General features: G+C 70.7%; 34 protein-coding genes. 9 read left to right on the top strand and 25 right to left on the bottom strand.

Features of this window, described 5'->3' with window-relative positions; all coding sequences use genetic code 11:
• Positions 1-107: 107 nt before the first annotated feature.
• From ITJ57_RS04140 to ITJ57_RS04115, 6 genes are read right to left on the bottom strand one after another with little or no spacing between them, the layout of a single operon-like run.
• Entirely contained in the window at positions 108-974 is an 867-nt protein-coding gene (locus ITJ57_RS04140) for a prenyltransferase (protein ID WP_194668979.1), read from the bottom strand.
• A complete protein-coding gene (locus tag ITJ57_RS04135; RefSeq protein WP_194668978.1) occupies positions 971-1,351 on the bottom strand; it encodes a lycopene cyclase domain-containing protein in 381 nt (126 codons plus the stop codon). Before ITJ57_RS04135 ends, ITJ57_RS04140 begins: the two co-directional genes overlap by 4 nt.
• Complete coding sequence (locus ITJ57_RS04130) at positions 1,348-1,701, bottom strand: lycopene cyclase domain-containing protein (RefSeq protein WP_194668977.1); 354 nt, start codon at positions 1,699-1,701, stop codon at positions 1,348-1,350. Before ITJ57_RS04130 ends, ITJ57_RS04135 begins: the two co-directional genes overlap by 4 nt.
• On the bottom strand, positions 1,701-3,281 hold the full coding sequence (crtI, locus tag ITJ57_RS04125; RefSeq protein WP_194668976.1) for a phytoene desaturase family protein: 1,581 nt from the start codon (positions 3,279-3,281) through the stop codon (positions 1,701-1,703). The genes ITJ57_RS04130 and crtI overlap by 1 nt, the downstream gene beginning before the upstream one ends.
• Complete coding sequence (locus tag ITJ57_RS04120; protein ID WP_194668975.1) at positions 3,278-4,243, bottom strand: phytoene/squalene synthase family protein; 966 nt, start codon at positions 4,241-4,243, stop codon at positions 3,278-3,280. Before ITJ57_RS04120 ends, crtI begins: the two co-directional genes overlap by 4 nt.
• Positions 4,240-5,313, bottom strand: coding sequence for a polyprenyl synthetase family protein (locus ITJ57_RS04115; RefSeq protein WP_194668974.1), 1,074 nt, complete (start codon positions 5,311-5,313; stop codon positions 4,240-4,242). The genes ITJ57_RS04120 and ITJ57_RS04115 overlap by 4 nt, the downstream gene beginning before the upstream one ends.
• An 85-nt stretch (positions 5,314-5,398) precedes the next feature.
• Between ITJ57_RS04115 and idi the strand changes: the two genes are divergently transcribed.
• Entirely contained in the window at positions 5,399-5,944 is a 546-nt protein-coding gene (gene idi / locus ITJ57_RS04110; RefSeq protein WP_194668973.1) for an isopentenyl-diphosphate Delta-isomerase, read from the top strand.
• Positions 5,945-5,983: 39 nt separating this feature from the next.
• Here idi and ITJ57_RS04105 read toward each other — a convergent pair whose 3' ends face one another.
• Positions 5,984-6,421: a YdeI/OmpD-associated family protein gene (locus tag ITJ57_RS04105; RefSeq protein ID WP_194668972.1), complete on the bottom strand. Its 438-nt coding sequence runs from the start codon at positions 6,419-6,421 to the stop codon at positions 5,984-5,986.
• Complete coding sequence (locus ITJ57_RS04100; protein ID WP_194668971.1) at positions 6,418-7,341, bottom strand: EamA family transporter; 924 nt, start codon at positions 7,339-7,341, stop codon at positions 6,418-6,420. The genes ITJ57_RS04105 and ITJ57_RS04100 overlap by 4 nt, the downstream gene beginning before the upstream one ends.
• Positions 7,342-7,386: 45 nt before the next feature.
• Between ITJ57_RS04100 and ITJ57_RS04095 the strand changes: the two genes are divergently transcribed.
• On the top strand, positions 7,387-7,866 hold the full coding sequence (locus tag ITJ57_RS04095) for a MarR family winged helix-turn-helix transcriptional regulator (protein ID WP_194668970.1): 480 nt from the start codon (positions 7,387-7,389) through the stop codon (positions 7,864-7,866).
• 18 nt (positions 7,867-7,884) lie between these two features.
• Here ITJ57_RS04095 and ITJ57_RS04090 read toward each other — a convergent pair whose 3' ends face one another.
• Together ITJ57_RS04090 and dcd are read right to left on the bottom strand one after the other, a co-directional pair.
• Positions 7,885-8,412, bottom strand: a complete 528-nt coding sequence (locus tag ITJ57_RS04090; RefSeq protein WP_194668969.1) for a hypothetical protein — start codon at positions 8,410-8,412, stop codon at positions 7,885-7,887.
• Positions 8,413-8,475: 63 nt separating this feature from the next.
• Positions 8,476-9,066 carry a dCTP deaminase gene (dcd, locus tag ITJ57_RS04085; RefSeq protein ID WP_056009122.1) on the bottom strand — a complete coding sequence of 197 codons (591 nt, stop codon included), beginning with the start codon at positions 9,064-9,066 and terminating at the stop codon, positions 8,476-8,478.
• A gap of 135 nt (positions 9,067-9,201) precedes the next feature.
• On the opposite strand from dcd, the gene ITJ57_RS04080 reads away from it, so the two are divergent.
• Positions 9,202-9,951 (top strand): type 1 glutamine amidotransferase, encoded by a 750-nt coding sequence (locus ITJ57_RS04080; protein ID WP_194668968.1) that lies wholly within the window; start codon positions 9,202-9,204, stop codon positions 9,949-9,951.
• A gap of 91 nt (positions 9,952-10,042) precedes the next feature.
• On the opposite strand, the gene ITJ57_RS04075 is transcribed toward ITJ57_RS04080, so the two are convergent.
• The 5 genes from ITJ57_RS04075 to hxlB form a co-directional block, all read right to left on the bottom strand.
• A complete protein-coding gene (locus ITJ57_RS04075; protein WP_162852292.1) occupies positions 10,043-10,207 on the bottom strand; it encodes a hypothetical protein in 165 nt (54 codons plus the stop codon).
• Positions 10,208-10,360: 153 nt separating this feature from the next.
• Complete coding sequence (locus ITJ57_RS04070) at positions 10,361-10,537, bottom strand: hypothetical protein (protein ID WP_194668967.1); 177 nt, start codon at positions 10,535-10,537, stop codon at positions 10,361-10,363.
• 80 nt (positions 10,538-10,617) lie between these two features.
• The gene (locus ITJ57_RS04065) at positions 10,618-12,150 is read right to left on the bottom strand and encodes a carboxylesterase/lipase family protein (RefSeq protein ID WP_194668966.1); all 1,533 of its coding nucleotides are present in this window, start codon (positions 12,148-12,150) and stop codon (positions 10,618-10,620) included.
• Positions 12,151-12,418: 268 nt separating this feature from the next.
• Complete coding sequence (gene hxlA, locus ITJ57_RS04060) at positions 12,419-13,045, bottom strand: 3-hexulose-6-phosphate synthase (protein ID WP_056779385.1); 627 nt, start codon at positions 13,043-13,045, stop codon at positions 12,419-12,421.
• 69 nt (positions 13,046-13,114) lie between these two features.
• The gene (gene hxlB / locus ITJ57_RS04055) at positions 13,115-13,735 is read right to left on the bottom strand and encodes a 6-phospho-3-hexuloisomerase (RefSeq protein ID WP_194668965.1); all 621 of its coding nucleotides are present in this window, start codon (positions 13,733-13,735) and stop codon (positions 13,115-13,117) included.
• 101 nt (positions 13,736-13,836) lie between these two features.
• Between hxlB and ITJ57_RS04050 the strand changes: the two genes are divergently transcribed.
• Positions 13,837-15,117: a LuxR C-terminal-related transcriptional regulator gene (locus tag ITJ57_RS04050; RefSeq protein WP_194668964.1), complete on the top strand. Its 1,281-nt coding sequence runs from the start codon at positions 13,837-13,839 to the stop codon at positions 15,115-15,117.
• A 42-nt stretch (positions 15,118-15,159) separates the two neighbouring features.
• On the opposite strand, the gene ITJ57_RS04045 is transcribed toward ITJ57_RS04050, so the two are convergent.
• The 7 genes from ITJ57_RS04045 to ITJ57_RS04015 form a co-directional block, all read right to left on the bottom strand.
• Positions 15,160-15,753, bottom strand: a complete 594-nt coding sequence (locus ITJ57_RS04045; protein ID WP_194668963.1) for a short chain dehydrogenase — start codon at positions 15,751-15,753, stop codon at positions 15,160-15,162.
• A 38-nt stretch (positions 15,754-15,791) separates the two neighbouring features.
• Positions 15,792-16,415 (bottom strand): hypothetical protein, encoded by a 624-nt coding sequence (locus tag ITJ57_RS04040; RefSeq protein WP_194668962.1) that lies wholly within the window; start codon positions 16,413-16,415, stop codon positions 15,792-15,794.
• A complete protein-coding gene (locus tag ITJ57_RS04035) occupies positions 16,412-17,179 on the bottom strand; it encodes a hypothetical protein (RefSeq protein ID WP_194668961.1) in 768 nt (255 codons plus the stop codon). Before ITJ57_RS04035 ends, ITJ57_RS04040 begins: the two co-directional genes overlap by 4 nt.
• Complete coding sequence (locus tag ITJ57_RS04030) at positions 17,176-17,559, bottom strand: PadR family transcriptional regulator (RefSeq protein WP_194668960.1); 384 nt, start codon at positions 17,557-17,559, stop codon at positions 17,176-17,178. The genes ITJ57_RS04035 and ITJ57_RS04030 overlap by 4 nt, the downstream gene beginning before the upstream one ends.
• Positions 17,560-17,638: 79 nt before the next feature.
• A complete protein-coding gene (locus ITJ57_RS04025; protein WP_194668959.1) occupies positions 17,639-18,250 on the bottom strand; it encodes a DUF1349 domain-containing protein in 612 nt (203 codons plus the stop codon).
• A gap of 23 nt (positions 18,251-18,273) precedes the next feature.
• On the bottom strand, positions 18,274-18,933 hold the full coding sequence (locus ITJ57_RS04020) for a YigZ family protein (protein ID WP_194668958.1): 660 nt from the start codon (positions 18,931-18,933) through the stop codon (positions 18,274-18,276).
• A 30-nt stretch (positions 18,934-18,963) separates the two neighbouring features.
• Positions 18,964-19,827, bottom strand: coding sequence for a CPBP family intramembrane glutamic endopeptidase (locus ITJ57_RS04015; RefSeq protein WP_194668957.1), 864 nt, complete (start codon positions 19,825-19,827; stop codon positions 18,964-18,966).
• A gap of 132 nt (positions 19,828-19,959) precedes the next feature.
• Here ITJ57_RS04015 and ITJ57_RS04010 point away from each other — a divergent pair, with 132 nt between their 5' ends.
• Positions 19,960-20,340 carry a metalloregulator ArsR/SmtB family transcription factor gene (locus tag ITJ57_RS04010; protein ID WP_194668956.1) on the top strand — a complete coding sequence of 127 codons (381 nt, stop codon included), beginning with the start codon at positions 19,960-19,962 and terminating at the stop codon, positions 20,338-20,340.
• A 27-nt stretch (positions 20,341-20,367) separates the two neighbouring features.
• Entirely contained in the window at positions 20,368-20,853 is a 486-nt protein-coding gene (locus ITJ57_RS04005) for an SRPBCC domain-containing protein (RefSeq protein ID WP_194668955.1), read from the top strand.
• 77 nt (positions 20,854-20,930) lie between these two features.
• On the opposite strand, the gene ITJ57_RS04000 is transcribed toward ITJ57_RS04005, so the two are convergent.
• Positions 20,931-21,425, bottom strand: coding sequence for an FBP domain-containing protein (locus ITJ57_RS04000; RefSeq protein WP_194668954.1), 495 nt, complete (start codon positions 21,423-21,425; stop codon positions 20,931-20,933).
• Between the two features lie 328 nt (positions 21,426-21,753).
• Here ITJ57_RS04000 and ITJ57_RS03995 point away from each other — a divergent pair, with 328 nt between their 5' ends.
• Positions 21,754-22,962 (top strand): cysteine desulfurase-like protein, encoded by a 1,209-nt coding sequence (locus ITJ57_RS03995; RefSeq protein WP_194668953.1) that lies wholly within the window; start codon positions 21,754-21,756, stop codon positions 22,960-22,962.
• Positions 22,963-22,973: 11 nt separating this feature from the next.
• On the opposite strand, the gene ITJ57_RS03990 is transcribed toward ITJ57_RS03995, so the two are convergent.
• A complete protein-coding gene (locus ITJ57_RS03990; RefSeq protein WP_194668952.1) occupies positions 22,974-23,270 on the bottom strand; it encodes a hypothetical protein in 297 nt (98 codons plus the stop codon).
• Between the two features lie 98 nt (positions 23,271-23,368).
• Positions 23,369-23,851 (bottom strand): MarR family winged helix-turn-helix transcriptional regulator, encoded by a 483-nt coding sequence (locus ITJ57_RS03985; RefSeq protein ID WP_194668951.1) that lies wholly within the window; start codon positions 23,849-23,851, stop codon positions 23,369-23,371.
• 82 nt (positions 23,852-23,933) lie between these two features.
• On the opposite strand from ITJ57_RS03985, the gene ITJ57_RS03980 reads away from it, so the two are divergent.
• Positions 23,934-24,818 carry a PD40 domain-containing protein gene (locus ITJ57_RS03980; protein ID WP_194668950.1) on the top strand — a complete coding sequence of 295 codons (885 nt, stop codon included), beginning with the start codon at positions 23,934-23,936 and terminating at the stop codon, positions 24,816-24,818.
• 26 nt (positions 24,819-24,844) lie between these two features.
• A complete protein-coding gene (locus tag ITJ57_RS03975) occupies positions 24,845-25,543 on the top strand; it encodes an IclR family transcriptional regulator (RefSeq protein ID WP_194668949.1) in 699 nt (232 codons plus the stop codon).

Below are 25,543 nucleotides of genomic sequence, written 5' to 3'. Positions count from 1 at the left end.
CCCTTCCGTTCCCCTAACTCAGGACGCTCCCGGCGTGTCACACCGCTCCCGCCTGCGGGACCGGCGACGCGCCGTGGGGTTCCTGAGTTAGGGAGAGGAAAAAGACGTCAGGACGTCAGGAACCAGTACCAGATGATGAGCATCGTGACGAGGAACCCCGTCAGGAAGTTCAGGCGGAGGAACCGCTTCCAGCCCGCGTTGGCGCCCTCGGCGTCCTCCTCGCGGAGGTTCCAGAACGGCAGCACACTCGCGGCGTAGGGCAGCGCGAGCAGGCCCGCCAACGGGATGGGCCACGGCGTCACGAGCATCAGCGCACCACCGGCGAGGTAGGCGACGAACGCGAACCGAACCGTCGGGGCCGCTCCGATGACCGTCGCGATCGAGCCGATCCCGCCCTCGCGATCCGCGATGATGTCCTGCACCGCACCGAAGGCGTGGCTGGCGATGCCCCACAGGAAGTAGCCGACGAGCAGGGCCCAGAGCGCCGGGGTGAACACCGCGCCGGCCAGCACGAGTCCGTAGACCGCGGGACTCACGAAGTGCGTGCTCGAGGTGAGCGAGTCGAGGAACGGCCGTTCCTTGAACCGCAAGCCGGGCGCACTGTAGGCGACGAGTGCGAAGACGCTGATCGCGAGCACGAGCCAGGACAGCGGCGACCCGACGACGACGAGGTAGACGAGGAACGGGACGTTCGTCGCGATCGCCGCGACGATCGTCAGCCGGTGCATCCGCCGGTCGAGCACCGCGCCCTCCACGCCGCCCTTGCGCGGGTTCCGGAGGTCGGACTCGTAGTCGAACACGTCGTTGATCCCGTACATCGCCAAGTTGTACGGGATGAGGAAGTAGAGCGTCCCGAGCCAGAACGTGAGGTCGAGCTCTCGGGTCGTCAGCAGATAGGCCGCCGCGAACGGGTAGGCGGTGTTGATCCACGACAGCGGTCGTGAGGACAGCACGAGCTGGCCGAGTCGGTTCATGCCGGGTCCTCCTGGGACGGGGATGGGGAGACGGGAGACGGGGCACGACGTTCGAGCAGCACCCAGAGCGACGGGAGCAGGACGGCGGCGGCGATGGCGTAGGCGAAGTCCTCGAGCGGTGCGACACCGATGAAGGCGCCGGAGATGAGCGCGGGGTCGTAGCCGACGAGCCCGATCCCGATCATGACGTTGTCGAACAGGGCGGTCATGAGGAGCAGCACGACGAGCACGCCGCCGACACCGAGCAGCCAGGTGCCGGCCGTCGGGCCACTCGTCGGCGCGCCACGACGACGGCGGGCGTCCATCCGCACGACCGCGAGGAGGGCGACGACCGCCACGACGGCGAGGAACCATGCGTTGAGTCCGGCGTACGTCATCGTCCGCTCACCCCGGTGGCGGTGTCCGTCCGTCGGGCGAAGCGCGCGGTCAGGTGCCGTGCGGCCCCGAAGAGGTTCATCGTCAGGTAGCAGAGGAGGGTCAGGAAGAAGACCTCCTCGATCGGCAGCTCGGGAGCGACCTGCAGACCCGTCATGAACGAGGTCTCGCCGCGGAAGAAGATCCCCAGGCCGATGCCGAACAGGTCCCAGACGAGGAAGAACACGACGCCGACGGGCAGGATGACGGCAGCGCGACGTCGGTCGGCCCAGAAGAACAGGCGGAACCGGCGGTCGAGCATGATCATCCCGGTGATCGAGACGAGGAGTGCGAGCAGGTACAGCAGACCCATCAGTCGGCGGCCACGGGACGTCTGCGCAACGGCTCAGGCATCGGCCCGGTGGTGATGTCACCACGCATGCGCTTCACGACGAGTTCGGCGCTGATGAGGCACATGGGCAGTCCGATGCCGGGGATCGTGGAGCCGCCGGTGTAGTAGAGGCCGTCGACCTTCTTGCTCACGTTGCCGCTGCGGAACATGGCGCTCTGCGAGAGGATGTGCGCCGGCCCGAGGGAGGTGCCCTTCCACACGTTGAGGTCGTTCACGAAGTCGGCGGGACCGACGTCGCGGCGGACGACGATGCGGTCGGCGAGGTCGGGCACGCCGGCCCAGGCGGCGATCTGCGCGATGGCTGCGTCACCGATCTCGGTGACCTGGGCGTCACCGCCGCCGCCGATGGTGGGGTCGGCCGGAATGGGCACGAGGATGAACAGGTTCTCGTGTCCCTCAGGGGCGACGCCGGCGTCGGTGGCGCTCGGGCGGCAGACGTAGAGCGATGCCGGGTCGGGCACGCTCGTCACCTCACCGAAGATGCGGCCGAAGTTGTCGCGCCAGTCGGTGGTGAAGAACAGGCTGTGGTGGAGGAGTTCCGGCAGCTCACCGCGGACGCCGAGCATGACGAGCACCGCGCCGGGGCCGGCCGTCCGCTTCTCCCAGTACTCGGCCGGGTAGGTCTGCAGCTCCCGCGGGAGGAGCGTCGTCTCGGTGTGGTGGAGGTCTGCCGCGGACACGACGTTGTCGGCGTGCAGGAGCTGACGGCGACCGTCGGCGTCGAGGTAGTTGACCCCGGCGACGCGCGAGCGACGACCGGCGGGCATCGTCGTGATGCCCGTGACCTCCGCGCCGGTGACGATCTCGACGCCCTCGGCGCGCGCCAGCTCGGCGATCGTGTCGATGATTCGGGAGAACCCGCCCTGCGGGTAGAGCACGCCGTCCTCGAGGTCGAGGTAGCTCATCAGGTGGTACATGCTCGGTGCGTCGAACGGCGAGGATCCGAGGAAGACCGCCGGATACCCGAGGATCTGCTGCAGGCGGACGTCGGACACCGTACGGGCGGTCAGCGTGTCGAGGTCCTCGGTCAGGAGCTTCGCCAGCTTCGGCATGCGCGCGAGGACCTCGCGGCTCGCGAGCGTGCGGTACGACTCGAAGGTCGTGTAGAGGAAGCTCCGGATCGCGATCTCGTACGTCTCCTTGGCGCTGCGGAGGTACTCGTCCATCTTCGCGCCGGCGCCGGGCTCGACGGATTCGAACAGTGCCAGGTTGTCGGCGCGGTTCGCGGCGAGGTCGAGGTGGCCGTCGCGGCCCTCGGAGTAGACCCGGTAGGCCGGGTCGAGGCGGCCGAGGTCGAGCTGTTCCGCCGCCGAGGTGCCGAGGAGTCGGTAGAAGTGGTCGAAGACCTCCGGCATGAGGTACCAGCTCGGCCCCGTGTCGAAGGTGAACCCGTCCTGCTCCCAGGTGCCGGCCCGCCCGCCGAGCACGTCGCGGCGTTCGAGCAGGGTGACCTGCTGACCGTCGCGGGCGAGCAGGGCCGCGGTGGCGAGTCCGCTGATGCCGCCGCCGATGACGACGGTGCGGTTGGGAGAAGTGGTCATGACAGCGAGCTCTCGTCGATCGTCGGGATGGAGGCGGTGGTGCCGGTGGAGGTGGGCGTCCGGCCGGCGAGCGCGCCAGCGGCGATCCGCAGCTTCACGGGGTCGGGGACGCGCACGCGGGTGCGGACGAGGTCCGACGCGGGCGTCGTGCGGATCCGTCTCGCCAGCTCGGAGAACAGTTCCTGCGCGAGCGCGACGGCACGACGACTCGACTTCGGCAGCTGGGCGAGCACGGCGGCCGAGCGGTCGAGGTCGGCCTCGATGTCGTCGAGCAGGCTGTGCTTCTGTGCTTCGGAGAGGTCGTCGACGGCGACGCCCGGGAAGTAGCTGCGACCCAGTTCGTCGTGGTCGGCCGAGAGGTCTCGCAGGAAGTTGACCTTCTGGAACGCCGCACCGAGGCTCCTGGCCCCGACGACGAACGCAGCGCGCTGGGCGTCGTCGACGTCGTGGCCGCGCAGGAAGATCCGGAGGCACATGAGGCCGACGACCTCGGCGGAGCCGTACACGTAGTCGCGGAAGGTCTCGGGCGTGTGGACGGTCCGCGAGAGGTCCGCCCGCATGGACGCGAAGAACGGCCGGGTGAGGTCGGTCTCGATGCCCGCCGACCGCGCCGTGATGGCGAAGGCGTGCACGACGAGGTTGCTGCTGTACCCCGTCTGGACGGCGTCCTCGGTGTCGCGTTCGAGGGCGTCGAGCATGGCGAGGACCCGCTCGGGGCCCAGCCCGGCGGCCGCGGCGACCCCGTCGACGATCTCGTCGGCGATCCGGACGAGCGCGTAGACGTTCTCCACGTCCTGCCGGATCTCACCACCGAGGAGCCTGGCCGCAAGGCCGAAGGAGGTCGAGTAGCGCCGGATCACGATGCTGGCCGTCTCTTGCGCGACCCGGTCGTAGAGCCGTCGGGCGCCACCGACGGACGAGTCGTCGTTCGGGTGCTCCGCCCCGTTCCCGCCCGCGGTCATCGCGACCGCTCGAGCACCGTGGCCACGATGGGACGGAGTTCCTCCCGGAGCTGCTGCGGGATGCTCGGCGACGCCAGCTGCTCCCAGGCCCGGTTGGCGTAGTCCCCCGCGAGCAGCGTCGCGTGCTGGCGCGCACCCGTGGAGGTGAGGACCTCCCGCAACACGGCGGCACCGTCCTCGTCGAGGTCAGGGTCGCCGAAGAGGTGCTCCACGGCGTGCCATTCGGGCTGCTCGGCGGCGAAGGCCACCATGACCGTGAGCTTGCCCTCGCGGAGGTCGCCGATCGTGGTCTTGCCCGTGGTCTTCGCATCGCCGAAGACCCCGAGGACGTCGTCGATGATCTGGTAGGCGATGCCGATCTGCTGCCCGAACGCACCCAGGGCGTCGATCGTGGCCTCCGGCGCACCGGCAAGGACACCGCCGGACTGCAGCGGCGCCTCGAAGGAGTAGTACGCGGTCTTCAGGCGTTCCATGCGGATGATGTCGTCGACCGTCGGGACGACGCCGCCGACGGTGAAGTCGACGTCGGCGAGTTCACCGGCGGCCGACGCGGAGATGGCGTCGTCGAGGATCTCGCGGAGACGGGTGCGGACCGAGTCGGCGCTGCCGGCGCGGTCGATCAGCCGGTAGGACGCCGACAGGGCGAGGTCGCCGGCGATGACGGCGACGGACATGCCGCGGTGCTCGGCGAGCGGCAGGGGGATGCCGGCGGTCTGGGCGATGTCCCGGTAGCTGCCCGAGACGTTCGGACTGCCGCGCCGCACGAAGTCGCGGTCGATCACGTCGTCGTGCACGATGAGGGCGGTGTGGAGGAGCTCGTAGGCGGCGGCGACGTGGGCTGCGGCGACGACGTCGTCACCACCGAGCGCCTCGTACGCGGTCATGACCATACGGGGCCGGAAACGCTTGCCGCCGGCCATGCTGCGTTCGATGGTCTCCCAGAGCCGCAGGTACCCGGCGCCGCCGAACGACACCGCCTGCGTCTTCGCCAGTTCGAGGAACCGCTCGAGGGCATCCTCGACCTGGTGCTGTTGCCGGTAGGGCACGTCGACGACGTGGTGGGTCTCCATAGCACGAGGCTACTTCACCGAGCCTGGAGATTAGTACGCTAGCTGTCCATTCGCGTTCGTCCCGCTCGTCGGGGACAATGGACACATGTCGGTACCCGAAGAACTCGTCGTCCTGCTCGCCGAGGACGGCACCCGCATCGGCACTACGCCGAAGGCGACCGTCCACACGCAGGAGACGCCCCTCCACCTCGCGTTCTCCTGCCACGTCATCGGTCCCGACGGCCGCATCCTCGTGACCCGCCGCGCGCTGTCGAAGCTGACCTGGCCTGGCGTCTGGACGAACTCGTTCTGCGGACACCCGGGCCCCGACGAGGACAGCGTCGACGCGGTCCTCCGCCGCGCGAGCGCCGAGCTGGGCCTGCCGATCTCGGCTCCGCACCTCGTCCTGCCCGACTTCCGCTACCGCGCCGTCGACGCCTCGGGCGTGGTCGAGTACGAGATCTGTCCGGTCTACGTCGCCTACACCGACGCTGTGCCCGAGCCGAACCCGGCCGAGGTCATGGAATGGGCCTGGGCCGAGCCCGCCTCCCTCCTGGACTCGGTGGAGCGTGCGCCCTTCGCGTTCAGCCCGTGGCTCACGCTGCAGCTGCCGCTCGTCGTCCCGCTCCTCGCGGAGACGCCCGCGCGCTGAGTCCGGCCCCGACGCTGCTCCGGACGCCTCGGCTCGCCGTCACGCGCCGCGCAGCGCCTCCACGGCCACGGCGAGCCGCTTGTCGCGCGTCACGTCCGTCTTCGCGAGAGCGATCGGCTCGGCGAGCGCCCGCTGCCGACTGAACGACAGCGCCCCGTAGGCGGCGAGCGCCTGCCCGTCACCCGCGAGCGCCTGTTCGAGTTCCGGCGGGAGGGGGAAGACCCGGGGAGCCGTGTCGACCTCGAGTTCCACCTCGACCTCGTCACCGCCGGTGACCCCGGCCGCGGCCCGGTTCGCGGCGCTGAGCGCGATGAGGAAGCGGCCGCCCATCGGCGTGATCGTGCTGCGGTAGGTGGTCGCGCCGACGGTCACGACGACCGGGACGCGCTTGCCTGCGCCGAGCTCGTCGATGACGGCGTCGGGGACGAGGATGCCGGTGTTGTTGCCCTGCAGCTCGATGACGGTGTGGAACCTCATGCGCTCAGTATGGTCTTCGGCGCCCGCGCCGTGAAGACCAGGATGAGGGAGCCGGCGACGACCCCGATGCCGAGGAGCTGGCCGAGGCTCAGCCCCTCACCCAGCACGGCGACCCCCAGGAGCACGGCGACGACCGGGCTCAGCAGCCCGAGGAACGAGACGGAGCCGACCGGGAGGACGCCGATGCCTCGGAACCACAGGGCGTAGGCGAGCGCGGTGCCCACGACGGCAAGGTAGGCGTACCCCCCGACCGCGGCGGGATCGGGCGCATCCGTCGGCAGGCCCTCGACGAGGAGCAGCACCGGCACGAGGACGAGACCGCCGGCGACGAGCTGCCAGGCCGTGACCGCGAGCCCGGACACGGGGCTCGACGAACCTGGGCGTCGGCCACCGAGTCGCCGGCCCACCGACGGCCTGCCCCACCGTTTGCTCAGCACCGAGCCGAGCGACATGGACACTGCACCGGCGAGCGCGGCGGCGACCCCGACCGCGTCGAGGCGTGCATCCGCCTGCAGCACGATGAGCGCGACGCCGCCGATCCCCGCGAGGCCGGCCAGGATGCGGCGAAGGGTCAACGCCTCCCCCACGAGCAGACTGGCGAGCACTGCGACGAGGACCGGACCGATTGCGCCCGTGGTGGCTGCGACCCCGCCGGGCAGGCGGTAGGCGGCGAGGAAGAGGAAGGCGAAGAAGGCGCCGATGTTGAGGGTTCCGAGGACGAGGGACCGCCACCACCAGCCACCGACCGGAAGGGTGCGGGTGATCGCGAGCAGCAGCAGTCCGGCGGGCAACGCCCGGAGGACCGCGGCGAGCAGCGGGCGGCCAGGCGGGAGCAGTTCGCTCGTGACCAGGTAGGTGGTCCCCCAGCTGATGGGGGCGAGCGCGGTGATCGCGGTGACACGGAGGTTTTTACTTAGCACTGAGCAAATATAGCTCAGTGCTAAGCGAATCGCTAGAGTGGTCTCATGAGCACCCGCGTCGACGACATCCTGAGCCAGTGGCGAACCGAGCGACCCGACCTCGACGTCTCCCCCATGGCCGTGATCGGACGACTCTCGCGGGCCGCGACGACGGTGGACACCCGCCTCGCGGCGACCTTCGCGGAACACGGCCTCGACAGCGCCTCGTTCGACGTCCTGGCGACCCTCCTCCGCGCCGGCGCACCGCACGAGCTTCCCCCGAAGGACCTCGCCCACTGGTCCATGGTGACGTCGAGCGCGATCGCCCAGCGCGTCAACAAACTCGTCGACCGTGGCCTCGTGACCCGTCGACCGAGCGACCACGACGGACGCGGGACGGTCGTCGCCCTCACGCCGGCGGGGAAGGACCTCGTCGAACAGGCTCTGCCCGACCACCTCGCCGCCGAGGAACGGCTCCTGGCAGGCTTCTCCGCCACCGAACGCGAGCAGCTCGCGTCACTCCTCGAGCGCCTCGCGGGCGCCTGAGCCACCCTGGCGGGAGCCTCAGACGATGCGGCGTCCCTCGTTGTGCTCCTGCAGCCACCAGCTGGCGCCCTCGTCGTCGGACACCCAGCTCTCCCACGTGTAGGACGACTCGGTGATCGCGCTGAAGTTCCACCGGATCAACTTGTCGTCGTTGCGGGTGCCGTCCTGCCGGATGCCGTCCGATCGGTGCGGCGTCGCCACGAGCTGGCAGAACTCGCCACGGCGCGGCTCGACGTAGCTGACCCGCCACGCACCCATCAACCGGTCGTAGACCCGCAACGCAGTACCGACGGTCTCCCAGCCCGACGGCTCGTCGTCATTCACCACGAGCTGGACGTCCTGCACGGCCCGCCCTTCGAGGACGTACGACACGATCCAGCGGAAGTCGGACTCCACCCACTCGCCGGTCTCATCGTCCAGCCGCCTCGAGTGCACGTCCCAGGAGCCGACGAACTGCCCGAACCGCACCATCCGACGCGGGTAGAACGGGGTCGGCCCGTCGGCCGTGATCGCGCTGGCGAAGTCCGGACGCTCTGACGTGCTCATGGCGGAGCCTTTCTACTGGTCCACCAGCGGGCCCGCGGGAGAAACGCCCGCCTCAGACCTCCGTCAGCGCTGCGTCTCGCCGACGTCGGTCCGGTGGAAGTTCTGGAAGGAACGGGAGGCGGTGGGTCCACGCTGTCCCTGATACCGGGAACTGTACTCGCTCGACCCGTAGGGGCGCTCGGCCGGCGAGGTCAACCGGAAGAAGCACATCTGACCGATCTTCATGCCCGGCCACAGCTTGATCGGCAAGGTGGCGACGTTGCTGAGTTCGAGCGTGACGTGCCCCGTGAACCCGGGGTCGATGAAGCCGGCGGTCGAGTGCGTCAGCAGGCCGAGGCGGCCGAGCGAGCTCTTCCCCTCCAGCCGCGCGGCGACGTCGTCCGGGAGGGACACGCGCTCGTAGGTGGACCCGAGGACGAACTCGCCGGGGTGCAGGATGAACGGTTCGTTCGGCAGGGTCTCGATGAGCCGGGTGAGTTCCGGCTGGTCCTCGGCGGGATCGATGAACGGGTACTTGTGGTTGTCGAAGAGCCGGAAGAAGCGATCGAGCCGCACGTCGATCGACGAGGGCTGGATCATCTCCGGCGAGTACGGGTCGAGCGCGATGCGGGAGGCGTCGAGTTCGGCTTTGATGTCACGATCCGAGAGCAGCACGCTGTCAGTGTATCGGCCGGGAGCGCGGCGCCGAGGGCGGGTGCGCTCGCGTGGATTCGCTACGATGCTCGCACGGCGACGACTCCCCCGACCGGGCGGCGAGCAGTCGGCGCCGCAGCGACCCGGAGGCCTCTGATGACCAGACCGCACGTCCTGATCCTGCAACACGTCGCCTGGGAGCAGCCCGCCGTGCTCGGCGAGGTCCTCACGGCGTCCGGCATCGACTGGACGCTCGACACCGTCGTCTCGCGTCGCGAGCTCCCGCCGGAACGCGAGATCACCGGGTTCGACGGACTCGTCCTCCTCGGCGGTCCGATGGGCGCGCTCGACGTGGAGGAACACCCCGGTCTCGGTCTCGAGGCACAGCTCGTCCGCGACGCGACGGTGCTCGGCATCCCCGTGTTCGGCATCTGCCTCGGGCATCAACTCATCGCGACGGCCCTCGGGGCGACGCTCCACAGCGCGTCCGCGCATGAGGTGGGGGTCGGCGACGTCGAGCTGCTCGTGGACGGCGAACTCGGGATGCGAGGCGAACAGGTCCCCGTGCTGCACTGGCACGGCGACGTCGTCGAGGCACCGCACGGGGCCACCGTGTTGGCGTCCTCGCCCTCGACGCCCAACCAGGCGTTCCGGATCGATGACCGGGTGTTCGCAACCCAGTTCCACCTCGAGGTGGACCCGGCGACGCTCGACCACTGGCTCGAGGAGCCCGCGATGCTCCGCGATCTGCCGTTCGTGACGGGCACCGCCGCCGAGGCCGCCGATCGGTTGCGGGCGGAACTCGCCGCCATCGCGGAGCCGATGCGAGCGGCCGGCGAGCGACTGTTCGGAGCCTTCGCCGACGCGGTGCTGCGCCGGACGAGCGTCGACCCGTCGCTGCGCTGAGGACCGAGCCACCGGCGCGCGCCATGGCCGGGACACGGCGAAGCGGCCGGAACCCGGAGGTTCCGACCGCTTCGTGAAGCTCGAGTTCGAGCTAGAGGGCCTTGCGACCCGTGATCGTCCTGATCAAGAACGCGATGATCGCGATCGCGAGCAGCACGAGGCCGACCCACAGCAGGAAGTTGAGGGACTGGACGAACCCACCGGTGATGGCGAGAACGATGGCAACGACGATGACGATGATGAGAAGAATGTTCATGGTGAAGCTCCTTTCGCAGAACTGTGACCACCGTATTGGGGTGCGGTCATTCCGTCCTGGGGTTGACATCGTCCACCGCCGTTCCGATACGCGCGCGGAGCGCCCCCGCGTTGCACACCGCGCGGGGGCTGGGCGACGACGCTTCCGAAGGGGCTACAGCAGGCCCGGCTGGTCCGCCGGGTCGCCGTCGCCGGCTTCGGGACGCGGGTCGTCGTCCGTCGGCGCCGCCATCGGGTCGTCGCTCTCCGGGGCGTTGTCGGGCAGCGCTCGGGAGATGGCCTCCTGGGCGTCGCCGATCGCGTCGTCGATCTCGTCTCGTGGGTCGCTCATGCTGATTCCTTTCGTCGTGTGGAGACCGTAACGCGCGGCACGCGCTCGTGACAGCCCCTGGCGGGACCACCCGGGACGGCCTACGCGGTCGGCGACAGCGTCGGTGACCCGTCCGCGAGCCGTCTGGCTTCGGCGATCACCCGGGCGCTCGCGAACGGTAGCGTGGCCGGCGCGCCCGCGGCGTCGAACACCTCGATGTCCGACGCCGACCGCCCCGCGGGCGCCCAGCCCGGCGAGCCACTCCGGATGAAGGCGACGGCAGCACCGTGGAGTCGGTCCGCCAACTCCTGCGGCGCGGCGGGCCCGGCGACCCGCGTGACGTCCGGGTCGTCGAGGAGGTCGAAGAAGAAGGGGACGTCGAGACAGTGCTCGGCGATGCCGCTGACCGCCGACGGCCAGACGAAGTCGGAGACCCACGTCTCGGCGTCACCGCGCGCCGCCGCCCAACGGATGATGCGCTCACGGAACATGACGTCGCTGAGGAACCGTCCGGCCACGAGGCTGGTGGGCTCACCGGCCTGCGTCGCGACGTAGGCCTCGGCCAGCGCCTCCGGAGCCCCCATGAGGTGCACGGCACGGGCCGGTGGCACGGCGTCGAGGTCGGCCGGTCGCCCGGTGAAGAAGCCGGCGAACTCCTCCCGGGTCGCGCTGACGAGCAGGGGTTTGTCGGCCCCGCGTCCTGCGGCCAGGCCGGCGTCGACCGTGTCCACGAGGAGTTCGCCGTCGACCACGGGTCCGAGGCCCAGGCGGCCGTCCATGGTCGTCATCGCGCGGAGGATGGACTCCGCGTCGCGGGACCCGCCGACGGTCGCTTCGAAGCCCTGCGCCTCGATGAGCGTGGTCTCCGGCACGCTCGCGAAGCCGGCGGCCGTTGGTGCGACCCCGAGGTGGGCGGCGAAGCGCTCGGTCAGCGACCGGGCCTGCTCGACCGGCACGTCGCCGGGGACGCCGGACAGCGAGATCGCCCGGTGGAACAGCCGCTGGGCGGCAGGCGCGGTGAGCAGGGTCATCACCGAGCCACCGCCGGCGGACTGGCCGGCGATGGTCACCTGTCGGGGGTCGCCTCCGAAGGCTTGGATGTTGTCGCGGACCCATTCGAGGGCGAGGATCCAATCGAGGACTCCGCGGTTCGCCGGCGCGTCGGGCAGCCAGCCGAAGCCGTCGAATCCGAGCCGGTACGAGATCGACACGGTGACGACGCCGTCGCGGTTGAACGAGCGGCCGTCGTACCAGGGGCTGGCGGGGGAACCCGCGATGAAGCCGCCGCCGTGGATCCAGACGAGGACCGGGAGTCCGGCGTCGTCTGATGCGGGCGAGGGGTCCGGCGTGAAGACGTTGACGTTGAGGGTCGACTCGCCGGGGATGGACGGCTCGGGGATCGTGGTGATCTCGGCCATGGCCTTCCGCTGCGGCGTCGCGCCGAAGGCGGTGGCGTCGCGCACGCCCTCCCACGGGGCGGTCGGCTCGGGTGCCTGGAAGCGGCGGGCGCCGAACGGGGGTTCGGCGAACGGGATGCCGAGGAAGGCGGACGAGCCGTCTGGCCGACGAACGCCGCGGACCGCACCCGCGATCGTCTGGACGATGGGGTGCGCTGGGGTGGGATCGGGCGTCATCGGCAGGTCCTCCGGGAGCTCGTCCGGCACGATGTGCGACGGACGTCGGGCGGTGATCTGCTCAGTATGCCGCTCGGGACCCCGAATCCCGTCCAACGCTCGGGGTTCACTCAGCCAGCTGTCGGGGAGGCCAGCGCGGTGCTGCCACGTGGGCGCGCCCCGCACGCGTGAGCGCGGGTCTCTGGAGACCCGCGCTCACGTGCAGTGCACCGCGGCCGGCTCAGCGCACCGCGCTGGCCGAACCCGACGAGTGCTGAATTGCGAGAGGTTACGCGACGATCGCGGCGCGGAGCTCGGCGGCGGAAGCGGCCGGGTCGTCGGCCGAGTAGATGGCCCCACCGGCGACGGCGACCTGCGCACCGGCCTGCTGGACCGAGGCGATCGTCGAGGCGTTGACGCCTCCGGCGACCGAGAACGGCACGGCAGCGGCCTCACCGTCAGAGAGGAGCGTCTGGAAGGTGAAGCCCTCCTCCGCCTGCTCATCGAGACCGGCGTGCATCTCGACGAAGGCGGCGCCGAGAGCGGTGACCTCCTTGGCGCGCGCGACCTTGTCGGCGACGCCGATGAGGTCGACGACGACGGACTTGCCGTGCGCCTTGGCGGCCTTCACCGCGCCGACGATGGTGCTGTCGCCGGCGGTGCCGAGCACCGTGACGATGTCCGCACCGGCCGAGAACGCGATGTCGGCTTCGAGCTCGCCGGCGTCCATGGTCTTGAGGTCGGCGAAGACGATCTTGTCGGGGTGGGCGTCCTTGATCGCGGTGACGGCACGGAGGCCCTCGGCCTTGATCAGCGGGGTGCCGAGCTCGAGGATGTCGACGTAGGGCGCGACCTTCCCGGCGAGTTCGAGGGCTGCCTCGGTGGTGAGGACGTCCATGGCTACCTGGAGCTTCATGTGGTGCTGCTTTCTGTCGTGAGGGGAGACGACCGACGTCCGTCGGCCGCGTGGGGAGGATGGGGCGGACTATTCGAGGTTCGCGTGACGCGGCCACAGCTCCTCCGCGCTGACCCCGGCGGACTGCCAGAGGGCGTGGAAGATCGCGTCGCCGAGGAGCATGACCGTCTGCTCGAAGAGACCACCGGAGTACTGCACCGACCGCGTGCCGCCGTGGTCGGTCTTCTGGGCGGCCGGCACGACGACGACCACGGAGGCGAGCCCTGCCAGCTCGGAATCGCCGTCGGTCGTGAGGACGATGACGCCGGCACCGACGGACACCGCGGTCGTGGCCGCGCGGACGATGCCGGCGGTCGTTCCGGACCCACTGGCGACGAGCAGGACGTCGTCCGCGGCGATGGCCGGTGTCGTGGTCTCGCCGACGACGTGCACCGTGCGTCCGAGGTGCATGAGGCGCATGGCGGTCATCCGCAGCGCCAGGCCCGAACGACCGGCACCCAGGACGAAGATCCGCTCGGCCTCCTGGAGCCGCGTGAGGGTCTCTGCGAACGGTGCTGCATCGGCGGAGAGCAGCGCCGTGACGGTGCGATGCAGTTCCGTGTCGATGGCCTCGAGCGCACCCTGCACGGTCGTCGGGGGACGCTGCGGGTCGGTTCCGGGCTGGTGATCAGTGGGCGTCGTACTCGGCATCCATTCATCGTGTCCTCGAACGGGTAGGTACGCCGCTGGCCAGGAGGACGGTTTCGCCTACCCGAACGGGTGGGTTGAACGGGCTGGGGTAGGGTTCGACGATGGACGGACACCGAGACACCTACCCGATGGAACTGCTGCAGGGGATGGCCGTCGTCGCGTCCAGCTCGCTGCTCCGCATCGCCGGCGCCTTTCGGGCGGTCCTCGAACCCGTCGTCCAGCACTCTGCCCTCGTCATCTTCACCGAGGACTGCACCGGACGGCCGCGCAAGAAGGCGGGCGACCCGTCGATCGTCGAGGGCATCACCATCGCCGAGCTGGACGCCGTTCGGCAGCGCACGCCGCGTCGGCGGGACGTCTCAACGCAGGCGGCGCCGACCGCCCGCCCGACGTCCGCCGTCATCGCCGGAGCGGAACGGCCCATCGCGGCCTGGCTGGCCGACACCGGCGCCCTCCTCGTCCTGACCGACCCGCGTGGACCGATCGACGACGCCCTCATCGGCGCGCTCTGGGAGATCGTCGCAGCGGAGATCCGCCAACAGGTCACGACCGCGGCTCCCGACTACCTCCGCGACTCGCGCGCCGCATCGAGCGAGCGGGCGGACGCGATCGCCGAGCTGACCGACGCCCACGCGACGACCCTCGAGTCGATCCTCGCGGTCACCCGGTCGCGGCAGACCACCGCTGAGGACGCTCGCCGGGCGGTCACGGAGATCGCCTCGGCGGCCATGGTCCAGCTCCGCGCCGTCTCCGACCGCGACCGCCAGCTCGCCTCGGAACCCGTCGCGCAGGCGTTCGCGCGGCTGAAGGACGACCTCCGTCCGCTCGCCAGGTTCGGCGGACCGGAGGTGCAGTTCATCGAGCCGCCCGTCGACGGCCGCGCGTTGCCTGGCGAGGTCGCCCACGCCGGGCGCGCCATCGTCCGCGGGACGGTGCTCGCGCTGGTGGAGCAGTCGACCGTCGGGCGGGTGCGCGTGCAGTGGGACTGCGACGGGAGCAACCTCCTCATCGGCATCCGCGACGACGGCCCTGGCGAACTGACGATCGACACGCCGAGCGTGCAGCAGCTCGGTGCGCGCGTCACGGCGTTGCGTGGCGATCTGCAGCTGCAGGCGACGCCGGGCTGGGGCTCGGAGCTGCACGTGACGCTGCCGCTCGATCCACCTCCCGCGGCGCAGAACCGTTCCGGCGCGTCGGCGGCGCTGACGGAGCGGGAGTGGAGCGTGGCGGAGCTGGCGGCCGGCGGGGCACGGAACCGCGCGATCGCCGAAACCCTCACGATCAGCGAGAACACCGTGAAGTTCCACGTCGCCAACGTGCTCCGGAAGCTCGGTGTCGCGAGTCGCGTCGAACTGGCCGCCGCCCTGTCCGCCGGTCGCTGAGCACCCGTCGGATCACGGGCACCGGTCACCGCCTCGGCACCCTCAGTCGAGCGCGAGCACCCGGCCGGTTCCGACGCCCTCGACGGCCTTGACGAAGGCGAGGCCGACCACCTCGGAGGTGACCGGCAGGAAACCGGGGAAGGTGTCGTGGTACCCGGGGGCGTCGGCGAGGACCGTCGGGCTGACCGCGTTGATGCGGATGCCGCGAGGCAGCTCGACGGCGGCGCCGATCACGAACGACTCGAGCGCGCCGTTGGCCATCGACGCGGCGGCACCGCTCGCGATCGCCTCCCGGGCGAGGATGCCGGTGGTGAGGGTGAACGAGCCGCCGTCGCGGACGAACGGGGTCCCGATCCGCACGACGTCGAGCTGGCTCAACACCTTGCCGAGGAACGCGGCACGGTAGTCGTCGCGGCCGAGGGCGTCGAGCGGCTTGAACGGCACGGACCCGACGGCGACGATCACGGCGTCGACCTCGCCGACCTCCGCGAACAGCGCTTCGATCGAGGCCTCGTCGGTCGTGTCGACCGCTGGTGACGTGGACCGCGACACCGCGATCACCTCGTGCCGGTCCCGCAGCGCTGCCTCCGCCGCTCGTCCGATGTGTCCACTCGCGCCGATCAACAGGATTCTCATGCGGGCGACGCTAGCACCGTGCTCGGACAGCGTGCTCGTCAGTGGGCGTCGTCCATCCCGGTGGTGTGGACGGCGTAGCCGTCGCAGCCTCCCAGCCGCCAGTCGTAGGGCTGGTCATCGGGGTTCGTGCCCCAGAGCGCGAGCCGCGCGGCCTCGTCCTCGTCGGCGAGGATCATCCCGCTCGTCGGGTCGGCCAGCTTGGATCGATCGTTCGTCCACGCGTACCAGAACCCTTGATCCGCCATGCATTTCGCGGTGATCTGCCGCTGCTTCTCCCAGATCCCGGTGCTGGGCTCACCCCGGTCGTCGGTCGGCGGGATCACGACGTCGGCCGGGTCGGTCGTGGCGTCGAACCACCCCTCCGGGGTCTTCGAGTAGTCGACGCGGGCCGCGGGCGACTCGGGTGCTCCGGGGTCCTGCGTCGAGTCGGCGGGGACCACGGGCTCGACGGGTGGCAGGTCGTCGATCGACGCCGCCGCTTCTGCCACCGCCTCCATCGACCGCGCGTCATCGGCAGCCGCTCGGGTGTTCGCGACCCCGACGAACACGCCTCCGGCCACGACCGCGAGCACCCCGCTCATCGCGATGCCGAGTCCGATCCGGCGACGGATGGTGCCGGCCGCCCGAGGGGCCGGGGCGTCCTCGAACGTGTCGTGCGTCATGCCGACTCCCCCTGCATCCGTTCGGACCCGCCGGCGTCCCGTCCGATCACCCGTCGACCACCCGGCCACCACCACACGGCGGCGCCGATGAAGCCGAGCGCTGCACCGACGCCGATGGACAGACTCAGCACCCACCAGGGTTCGAGACCGCCATTGTGGGACGTCAGTCGGGAGATCAGGAGGACGCCCGTCGCGCTCACGCGGTACAGGATGTCGCCGGCGAGCAGGCCGACGAGCGCGGCGGCCGGGGCCAGCACGGCCGATCCGAGCCACCGCGACCGCTGACGGAGCGCGAGCAGGAGCCCGACCACCGCCAGCAGCGCGGCGAGCGCCACCCCGACCGCTCCGATCGGCGCTTCGACGACGTCCCCGATCCAGAGCGCACGGACCACGCGGACGAGGAGGAAGACCGCGGCTGCGGCGACCATGACGCCGCCGGTCAGGACGAGGGCGGTGAGGACGTTCCCGGTACGTCTCGTACCGAGCGACACGGGGTCCAGGCCGCGACCCGCGCGGAGCTGTCCGGAGCGCCAGGACAGGTCGTGCGGGATGCCGCGGACGGCACGCAGCAGGATGTCGCGGCGGAGTCGCGTCGGCGGGATCCCTTCCGCGTCCGCCCAGACGGCGTGCTCGTGGAGGTCGGACGCGATCTCGTCCCGACGCTCGCCGGCGACCTCTGGCACGAGGTCGCGGGTGTACCAGCCACACCAGCCGAGTACCCGCCGCGAGGCCGAGCGGTACTGGGGCGTCCGGAGGGCGCTCACGCGATGACCCCTGGCGTCTGCGACCAGGCGGCGCCGGCCGGGCGGGCTGTGGCAGCCGCTTCACTGGCGAGCCTTGCGTGCTCCCGGTCGCGGGCGGTCGCGCCTTCGCCCGTGATCCGGTAGAGCCGACGCCGTGGTCGTCCCTCCCCCTCGGCGACCGCCGGATCCTCCCAGCTCGCCTCGATGAGGCCGGCCTCGGTCATGCGCGACAACGCCTTGTACAGGGTGCCGTGGGCGGTGAGCCCGCCGTCGCCACCCGCGGCGAGCTGCTTGGCGAGCGCGAACCCGTAGAAGCTGCCGTCCGCGGACTGCAGCACCGTGCCGACGTCGAGGATGTCGAGCTCGAGCGGGAAGAGTGTGCCGGGTCGTCTGCGTGCCATGCGATCACTCTAGGAAGATAGGTTCCCAATCGCAAGCGGAGAGCCGCCGGAGCGACACCCGAGCGACACCGATCCTCCGTCAGCTGCCGTCGCGGAGGTCCGACGGCGGCTCGTCGCCGAGCACGATGTGGTCGAAGCGCGCGGTGCACGGCGGACCGACCGGTGCCTGCGACAGGAAGCCCACCTGCACCGGGGCATCGGTGTGGAGTCGGAACAGTCGGACGAAGTCCCAGCGCACCCCGTCCGTCGAGCTGTGGAACGCCCACGCCTCACCCAGCCGGCTGACGCGCATCCACACGGCGTCGTCGTCGACGGGCGTCGAGTTCACGTCGTCCGACCACGTGTTGGTCACGACGCTGACCACCATCGCCTGCCCCTGCGGCGACTGCTCGAAGCAGAGTTTCGCCCAGTGGTCGCCGTCCACCCAGAGCGCGATGGCCCCGGCGTCGAAGGTGCTGCGCTCACTCACGACCGCGATGCGGGCCGACAGCGTGAACCGTTCGGGTGCTGCGAACGCGAGCGCCGTCGCCCCGAGCTCCTGCGCGCCGCCGAGGGAGCTGTTGCTCCAGTCCACCTGCGCGGCGGAGGTCATCGTCAGCGCTCCGGCGTCGGCGTCGTAGTGGACCTGGCCGGCGGTGGAGGTCCAGGCGAGGTCGGGAAGCCCGGCGATGCGGGTCACGTCGGTGTGCATGCTGCGACCCTATCGGTGGGAGATCAGGACGCGCCCGGGACGTCGACGACCCGCTCTGCGCCCACCGTGACCGCGAGCGAGCCGTTGGAGGCCGACGCGATGTCCGCCTCGAGGCGCGCGAGGTGCGCCGGTGGCACCCACAGTTCCAACTCGGCCCGAGCCGCGTACCGCGTCTCGCCGAGCGTCGCGCCGTTGCTCTGCGCCCAGTCCCTGAGGAGGTGGTCGTAGCGACCGGCATCGGCGTGGGGCACGACGAGGGTCGCCTGCGTGAGCGTCTCCCGGCGGACGACCGCCGCGAGGTCGAGCGTCTCGGACGCCGCCGAGGAGTACGCCCGCACGAGGCCGCCGGCACCGAGCTTGACGCCCCCGAAGTACCTCGTGACGACCACGACGACGTCGGTCAACTCCCGCCGGCGCAGGACCTCGAGGATCGGCATGCCGGCGGTGCCGGACGGCTCGCCGTCGTCGGAGGAGCGCGCCTGGTCGCCGAGCAGCCCCGTGACCATCGCGACGCAGTGGTGCCGCGCATCCCAGGCCTGCTTCTTCACGCGGGCGATGACCTGCTCGGCGTCGTCCGGGGAGGCGACCGGGTGCGCCAGCCCGATGAACCGCGACTTCTTGACGACGAGTTCGTGCTCGACCGGCGCCGCGATCGTCGACGGGTACTGCCGCACGGTGGTCATCCTGTCGAGCGTACCGAGCGCGTCGCCGCGCTACGGCCGGAGCACGTCGTCGACGGGTCTGGCCTGCACGTGCCCGCGGACGAAGACGAGTCCGACGACGGCCACGAGCATGATCACGAGGTTCGCCGGCCCAGCGATGGTCAGGAAGACGTTCTGCCCGGCCGCCGCACCCGCGTGGTCGATGCCGCCGGTCGAGAGGAAGAGGGTGGGGTCGAAGAGGGCGTGGAGCAGCATCGGCCAGACGAGGTTGCCGGTCGCGCGCAGCGTCAGGTACATGCACACGCCGAAGCCGAAGGTGTAGACGACGGTGACGAGCACGGTGGTGACCGGTTGACCGGACAGCAGGTTGGCGGAGTGGAGCAGCGCGAACACCAGCGAGGAGATCACCATCACGATCCACTCGGAGCTTCCGGCATCGCGGAGCATCTTCACGATGATGCCGCGGGTGAGGATCTCCTCGGCGAACCCGATGAAGATCCCGGAGAGCATCGCGACCGCGACCACGGAGCCCTGGTAGCTCCCGTAGTCGATGCCGAGCAGTCGCAGGACGATGGCGGCGAGGATCAGAACGGGCGCGATCCACATCCACCAGCGGCCGCGGATCGGCTGCCGGGCGAACAGCTCGCGGAACCAGCCGACGGAGAGGACGAAGGCCGTGAGCAGGAGCGACCCGACGATGAGCGGCAGCATGAGCCCGAAGAACACGCTCTGCGGTGTCGCGAACAGGTCCGCCTCGATCTGGTCGCCGAACAGCTGCCCGACGAGCCAGCCCGCTCCGAGGTAGAGCGCCAGGTAGACGACGGCCAGCACGAACGAGCGCCAGATGCCGCCCTTCGCCCAGAAGTCGTGCCATCCCCGGGTCGTCAGTGTCCGCTGACGTCGCTGCTCGCCCATTCGTCCGCCCTCCCACCGCGCCGGTCCGCGTCGCACACCTGCTCGAACCGTAGTCGAGCGAGGCGCTCTCCGCACGGTCCGCAGTCGACAGGGGGTTGTGCCGACGACGCGAGCCACCTAACCTACAACCAAATGGTTGTACAAACTGACGCAGGACCGGAGCTGTCCACCGACGAGGTGGACCGCCTCTTCCACGCGCTCGCCGATGCGACCCGACGGGACATCCTCACGAGGGTGCTCGCCAGGGAGCAGTCGGTGACGGCACTCGCCGAGCAGTACGAGATGTCGTTCGCCGCCGTCCAGAAGCACGTCGCCGTCCTCGAACGGGCTGCACTCGTGGTGAAGGAACGACGTGGCCGACAGCAGATCGTGCACGGCGACGTCACGACCGTGCAGCGATCCGCCCGCCTCCTGGACGCCTACGCGGACGTCTGGAACCAACGGGCGCTGCGCATCGGGGCGATCCTCGCCGAGGACGGCCCGGAGCGCGGCGACACACCGAACACCCCCTGACACACCGACCGGAAGCAGGACTGGACCATGAGTACGCTCACCGCCGAGAAGGACCTCGACCAGCTCACCTTGACCTTCGTCGCCGAATTCGACGCACCGCCGACGCGTGTCTGGGAGATCTGGGAGGACCCGCGTCAGCTCGAGCGCTGGTGGGGACCGCCGACCTGGCCGGCCACGTTCACGCAGCACACCCTGACCCCGGGGTCCGAGTCCGCGTATTTCATGACCGGGCCGGACGGCGAGCGCGCACACGGCTGGTGGGAGATCACCGCGGCCCGGGCACCCGAATCCCTGAGCTACGAGGACGGGTTCGCCGACGAACACGGCGCACGCCAGGAGGGCATGGGCGTCGTGCACGCCACCGTCACGCTCGAGGCCCTCGGGACCGGCACGCGCATGACCATCGAGAACCGCTTCGACAGCCTCGAACACCTCGAGCAACTGCTGGCGATGGGCATGGAGGAGGGCATGGGGCAGGCGATGGGCCAGATCGACGCCCTCCTCGCGGCGTAGACCGCCCGGACGCCGAACCCTGTGGCAGGTCATCGCCCGCCGCCCCCGGTCACGGGGCGGCGGGCGATGCGGCCTGCTCAGCCGACGCCGTTGAGCACGGAGGAGGTGAACGCGACCGCACGCTGCTGCAGCGTCGCGATGCGCTCCTGCCGCGCAGCCTCAGCGTCGAATCCGACGTAGGCGAGCGGCGGCAGCTTGCGCACGTTGGCCGAGCACTGGAACTCGGCGCACACGAGCGTGCCGACCGTGTCACCGTTCTTCCCGGCCTGGCCGGCACGCTTGGCGCTGGAGAAGACGACGTCGTTGCTGAGGGTCACGTCCTGGCACCAGGCGCACTGGGGCCGGGTCCGTGGCATGGCGTCGGCCTGCCGGAGGAGGATGCCGACGGGCGCTCCGTCGACGATCGTCACGACATAGGCGCGCCGCGGCAGTTTCTTGTCGCGCCACCCGAGGAAGTCGCGGACCTCGAAGTCGATCGTCTCGAGCTCGGCGGGCAGCATCACGTCACTCACCTCTTTGCGTGAGGCGTTGACGAAGGAAGCTCTGATCTGGGAGTCGTTCAGGGGGATCATGTGGTTCACCGGTTTCGGCTGGGCCGTCGGAGCGACGGCGGAGGAACCCTCCGGGCGTTTGAGCGCCGCAGCGGGTACGTCGGGTGCGCGACCCCGTCGGCGGCTCGGATGAGCGCGCTGCACGGGGTCGACGTCCTCACCTGGTGGGTGAGGTGATCGACCGGATGGACTGTGCTCTCGGGCCGGCGTTGGAGACGCCGACGACCTCCAGACGCCCGACACGGGGCGGAGCGATGATCAGGGACACACAGGCACTGTATCAAGCGACGGCGCGCCTGCTCCCCCGTCGTTCCCACCCTCGAAGCTCAGCGCGCGGCAGGATGGACGCATGACCCTCGACGTCGCACGACTCCGGACCGCGTTCCCCTCCCTCGCCTCGGGCATCGCCCACTTCGACGGCCCGGGCGGCACGCAGACACCGCTCGCGGTGGGGCAGGCGATCCTCGACACGCTCACCGGCCCGCTCTCGAACCGCGGCACGTCGGTCGCCTCCGAGCGCCGCTCCGACGACGCGGTCACCGCCTTCCGAGCCGCCTGCGCCGACCTGCTCGCCGCGGACCCGCGCGGGATCGTCTTCGGACGCAGCGCGACCCAGCTCACCTACGACTTCGCGAAGCACTTGTCCCGCGACTGGTCGGCAGGTGACGAGGTCGTGGTGTCCCGCCTCGACCACGATGCGAACGTCCGGCCCTGGATCCAGGCCGCGGAACACACCGGGGCGACCGTCCGGTGGATCGAACTCGACGCCGCGACGGGCGAGCTCGACCTCGACTCGCTCGACGCGGCCCTCAGCGAGCGCACCCGCCTCGTCGCCGTGACGGCGGCGTCGAACCTCATCGGCACGATCCCGCCGGTCCGCACCATCGCAGACCGGGCGCACGCGGCAGGCGCGCTCGTCTGGGTGGACGGCGTCCACTACACGGCGCACCACGTCGTCGACGTCGAAGCGCTCGGCGCCGACTTCTTCGTCTGCTCGCCCTACAAGTTCTTCGGACCGCATTGCGGCGTCCTGGCCGCATCTCCGGCGCTCCTCGAATCGATCCACCCCGACAAACTGCAGCCGTCGACCAACGTGGTGCCGGAGCGCTTCGAGTTCGGCACCCTGCCCTACGAGCTCATGGCCGGCGTGACCGCGGCTGTCGGCGTGCTCGCCACCATCGACCCCGGCGACGCAGAGACCCGACGCGACCGCCTGGTCGCCTCCGCCGCGTCCGTCCACGAGCGGGAGCTCGCACTGCGGACCCGCATCGAGGAGGAACTCGCCGACCTCGCCCCCGACGTCGTGCTGCACTCCCGGGCCGCGGAGCGCACGGCGACCCTGTTCATGACCTTCCCTGGTCGCCGCTCGGCGGACGTCTCGGCGTTCCTCGCGGCCCGCGACGTCCTCGCACCGTCGGGCTCGTTCTACGCGGTCGAACCCTTCGCGGCGCTGGGCCTCGACGACGTCGGTGGCCTGCGGGTCGGCGTCGCCCCGTACACCTCGGACGAGGACGTGGACCGCCTGTTGGACGGTCTCCGCGCGTTCCTCGCGAGCTGACGCACCTCGGCTCAGGAGCGCTTGACGTTCTCCCGACGCCACACGATGACGCCGCTCACGAAGACGATGGCGCCGAGCACGAGGGTGAGGATGCGGAGGAACCCCATCTCGCCGAAGCCGAAGATCACGGGTCCGGCGAAGAGGAACGTCGCGCCGACGAAGAACCAGACGGCCGTGGTGCCGCCGGTGGAGGATCCGGGGCCGGTCGCAGCCGCGTCCGTTGCGGCCGGCTCGGCAGCGCCGGGGTTCGGGGGTGATCCGTCGCCGTGCGGTGCGGGCTCGGGCTCGGGCTCGGTCGATCCGGTCATGGTTCGCTCCGATCCGCCACGCGGTCGGTGGTGCGCGCGGCAACGATCTCCACGCTACGCCGAGCCTTCCGGGGCCGGAATCCCCCAATCGACGGAGATCAGGTCTCGCTGGCGAACATCCGCCCGTCGGGGTCGAGTCGCGTCAGGAGGGCCGCGGAGATCGCGCCGAGCTGCTCGACCTGCTCGGCGCTGAGTGCGTCGAGCACGAGCGACCGGACGTTCCCGACGTGCCCGGGCGCGGCCTGGACGACCTTGTCCCACCCGGCGTCGGTGAGCGTCACGTTCGTCGCGCGTCGGTCCTCCACCACCGGTGAGCGTGCAATGAAGCCCTCCCCCTCGAGACGGGTCAGTACCCGCGACAGTCGTGGGAGCGTCGCGTTCGTGCGGGCGGCCAACGCGGAGGTGCGGAGCGTGCGCTCGGGGGCCTCGGACAGCATCGCGAGGGTGAAGTAGTCGAAGTGCGTGAGGTGCTCGTCTCGCGTCAGCTGCAGGTCGAGGGCCGCAGGGAGGAGCTCGAGCACGGCCGCGAACCGCACCCAGTCCCGCTGCTCCGCGTCGCTCAGCCAGCGGGTGTCCGTCATGGTCCCAGCGTAATGCTTGCCGCTACAACGAAGGCCGCGATCCGACCGTGCGGGCGCCGTCTCGGAGGAGGACGATGGACCCATGACCTTCCGCGCCCTCACCCCCGGCCAGCGTTCCCGGGTCCTTCTCGGCAGCCCGTCCGATGCGGAGCCTGAGGTCCTGTTCGAGACGGACGAACTGCTCGTCGAGGCGCCGAACTGGTCCCTCGACGGAAGCACCCTGTACCTGAACGGGAACGGCCAGCTGTGGTCGCTGAGCGTGGAGGACCCTGGTGCGGGGCTGACCCGGATCGAGTTCACGGGTCTTCCGGAGCTCAACAACGACCACGTGCTCGATCCCGACGGTGACCACATCCTCCTCTCGGCCATGGACAGGCACATCTACCGTGCGGCCCTCTCCGGCGGCTCCGTCACGAAGCTCACCGCCGACGACGACCGCTGGCACTTCCTGCACGGCGTCTCGCCCGACGGCGCGCGCATCGCCTACGTCGAACTCGAGGGCTTCGAGCACCCCGGCCGGCTCGCGGTCGCCCCAGCGGTCGAGGGTGGCGGCCCGGTCACGGTCCTCGACACCGGCGACGGGCACCTCGACGGTCCGGAGTGGTCGCCCGACGGCCGATGGCTGGTCTGCAACACCGAGCACTTCGGCACGGAGCCCGGTCACGCACAGCTCGCCCGGATCCCCGACGGCGGGGGCACCCTCGAACACCTCGTGGCGAGCGACACCGTCGACTGGTTCCCGCACCTCTCCCCCGACGCCCGCCTCGCCTCCTACATCGCGTTCCCCGCCGGGACGATCGGACACCCGGCCGACCTCGACGTCGAGGTCCGGCTCGTCTCGATCGACGACTGGGCGACGCCGCTCCGCCGGTACCCGGTGTTCGGCGGCCAGGGCACGATCAACGTGAACAGCTGGGCACCCGACAGCACGCGCTTCGCGTTCGTCGCCTACCCGACCGCGCCCTGACCGTCGCCACTGGGTACTGTCGAGAGGTGACCGATGCCAGAAGCGCCCATTCGCAGACGCTCTCGCGCGGCATCCGCATCCTCGAGGTCCTCGCCGACGCCCGGGGCCCGCTGACGATCGACGAGCTGAGCACGGCGCTCGGCCTCCACCGCAGCGTCACCTACCGACTCCTCCGCACGCTGGAGGACCACCGACTCGTCGTTCGCGACACCGCCGGTCGAATCGCCCTCGGCTCCCGACTGGCCGCCCTCGCCGCCGGCGTCTCCCACGACCTGCAGGCGGCGGCCCTGCCGGAGCTGACGGCCGTCGCCAACGAACTCGGCATGACCTGCTTCCTCGCGGTGCTCGACGGCGACGAGATCGTCACGCTCGTCAGCGTCGAACCGCGGCACACGATGGGGTCGATCGCGCAGCGGCCGGGCACCCGACACCCGATCGGCGTGGGTGCGCCGGGCAAGGCGATCGCGTCCCGGCTGCCGCGCGCACAGTGGCCCCATACCCTCGACGACGCACATCGCGCCGAGCTGGCGGCGGCCGGCGAACAGGGCTGGGCGTCGAGCCACGACGAGGTCATCACGGGGCTACGGTCGGTCGCCGTGCCGCTCACCGTGCACGGGTCGCCGGCCGCGGCCCTCGCCGTCGTCTACGTCGCGAGCAGCCGCCCCGAGAACGAGATCGCGGCCCGCCTCATCGAGGGGGCCGCGACCATCGCGTCGTCGGTCTGA

The sequence above is a fragment of the Plantibacter sp. VKM Ac-2880 genome, from assembly GCF_015351235.1.
Lineage (GTDB): Bacteria > Actinomycetota > Actinomycetes > Actinomycetales > Microbacteriaceae > Plantibacter.
Note: the sequence above shows the minus strand (reverse complement) of the source record. Positions and strands in the feature narration are given on the sequence as shown.

Excerpts from the sequence above, each read along its gene's own strand:
- ITJ57_RS04140 (WP_194668979.1), bottom strand. The coding sequence starts at position 974 with ATGAACCGACTCGGCCAGCTCGTGCTGTCCTCACGACCGCTGTCGTGG.
- ITJ57_RS04135 (WP_194668978.1), bottom strand. The coding sequence starts at position 1,351 with ATGACGTACGCCGGACTCAACGCATGGTTCCTCGCCGTCGTGGCGGTC.
- ITJ57_RS04130 (WP_194668977.1), bottom strand. The coding sequence starts at position 1,701 with ATGGGTCTGCTGTACCTGCTCGCACTCCTCGTCTCGATCACCGGGATG.
- crtI (WP_194668976.1), bottom strand. The coding sequence starts at position 3,281 with ATGACCACTTCTCCCAACCGCACCGTCGTCATCGGCGGCGGCATCAGC.
- ITJ57_RS04120 (WP_194668975.1), bottom strand. The coding sequence starts at position 4,243 with ATGACCGCGGGCGGGAACGGGGCGGAGCACCCGAACGACGACTCGTCC.
- ITJ57_RS04115 (WP_194668974.1), bottom strand. The coding sequence starts at position 5,313 with ATGGAGACCCACCACGTCGTCGACGTGCCCTACCGGCAACAGCACCAG.
- idi (WP_194668973.1), top strand. The coding sequence starts at position 5,399 with ATGTCGGTACCCGAAGAACTCGTCGTCCTGCTCGCCGAGGACGGCACC.
- ITJ57_RS04105 (WP_194668972.1), bottom strand. The coding sequence starts at position 6,421 with ATGAGGTTCCACACCGTCATCGAGCTGCAGGGCAACAACACCGGCATC.
- ITJ57_RS04095 (WP_194668970.1), top strand. The coding sequence starts at position 7,387 with ATGAGCACCCGCGTCGACGACATCCTGAGCCAGTGGCGAACCGAGCGA.
- ITJ57_RS04090 (WP_194668969.1), bottom strand. The coding sequence starts at position 8,412 with ATGAGCACGTCAGAGCGTCCGGACTTCGCCAGCGCGATCACGGCCGAC.
- ITJ57_RS04080 (WP_194668968.1), top strand. The coding sequence starts at position 9,202 with ATGACCAGACCGCACGTCCTGATCCTGCAACACGTCGCCTGGGAGCAG.
- ITJ57_RS04075 (WP_162852292.1), bottom strand. The coding sequence starts at position 10,207 with ATGAACATTCTTCTCATCATCGTCATCGTCGTTGCCATCGTTCTCGCC.
- ITJ57_RS04070 (WP_194668967.1), bottom strand. The coding sequence starts at position 10,537 with ATGAGCGACCCACGAGACGAGATCGACGACGCGATCGGCGACGCCCAG.
- ITJ57_RS04065 (WP_194668966.1), bottom strand. The coding sequence starts at position 12,150 with ATGACGCCCGATCCCACCCCAGCGCACCCCATCGTCCAGACGATCGCG.
- hxlA (WP_056779385.1), bottom strand. The coding sequence starts at position 13,045 with ATGAAGCTCCAGGTAGCCATGGACGTCCTCACCACCGAGGCAGCCCTC.
- hxlB (WP_194668965.1), bottom strand. The coding sequence starts at position 13,735 with ATGCCGAGTACGACGCCCACTGATCACCAGCCCGGAACCGACCCGCAG.
- ITJ57_RS04050 (WP_194668964.1), top strand. The coding sequence starts at position 13,837 with ATGGACGGACACCGAGACACCTACCCGATGGAACTGCTGCAGGGGATG.
- ITJ57_RS04045 (WP_194668963.1), bottom strand. The coding sequence starts at position 15,753 with ATGAGAATCCTGTTGATCGGCGCGAGTGGACACATCGGACGAGCGGCG.
- ITJ57_RS04040 (WP_194668962.1), bottom strand. The coding sequence starts at position 16,415 with ATGACGCACGACACGTTCGAGGACGCCCCGGCCCCTCGGGCGGCCGGC.
- ITJ57_RS04030 (WP_194668960.1), bottom strand. The coding sequence starts at position 17,559 with ATGGCACGCAGACGACCCGGCACACTCTTCCCGCTCGAGCTCGACATC.
- ITJ57_RS04025 (WP_194668959.1), bottom strand. The coding sequence starts at position 18,250 with ATGCACACCGACGTGACCCGCATCGCCGGGCTTCCCGACCTCGCCTGG.
- ITJ57_RS04020 (WP_194668958.1), bottom strand. The coding sequence starts at position 18,933 with ATGACCACCGTGCGGCAGTACCCGTCGACGATCGCGGCGCCGGTCGAG.
- ITJ57_RS04015 (WP_194668957.1), bottom strand. The coding sequence starts at position 19,827 with ATGGGCGAGCAGCGACGTCAGCGGACACTGACGACCCGGGGATGGCAC.
- ITJ57_RS04010 (WP_194668956.1), top strand. The coding sequence starts at position 19,960 with ATGGTTGTACAAACTGACGCAGGACCGGAGCTGTCCACCGACGAGGTG.
- ITJ57_RS04005 (WP_194668955.1), top strand. The coding sequence starts at position 20,368 with ATGAGTACGCTCACCGCCGAGAAGGACCTCGACCAGCTCACCTTGACC.
- ITJ57_RS04000 (WP_194668954.1), bottom strand. The coding sequence starts at position 21,425 with ATGATCCCCCTGAACGACTCCCAGATCAGAGCTTCCTTCGTCAACGCC.
- ITJ57_RS03995 (WP_194668953.1), top strand. The coding sequence starts at position 21,754 with ATGACCCTCGACGTCGCACGACTCCGGACCGCGTTCCCCTCCCTCGCC.
- ITJ57_RS03990 (WP_194668952.1), bottom strand. The coding sequence starts at position 23,270 with ATGACCGGATCGACCGAGCCCGAGCCCGAGCCCGCACCGCACGGCGAC.
- ITJ57_RS03985 (WP_194668951.1), bottom strand. The coding sequence starts at position 23,851 with ATGACGGACACCCGCTGGCTGAGCGACGCGGAGCAGCGGGACTGGGTG.
- ITJ57_RS03980 (WP_194668950.1), top strand. The coding sequence starts at position 23,934 with ATGACCTTCCGCGCCCTCACCCCCGGCCAGCGTTCCCGGGTCCTTCTC.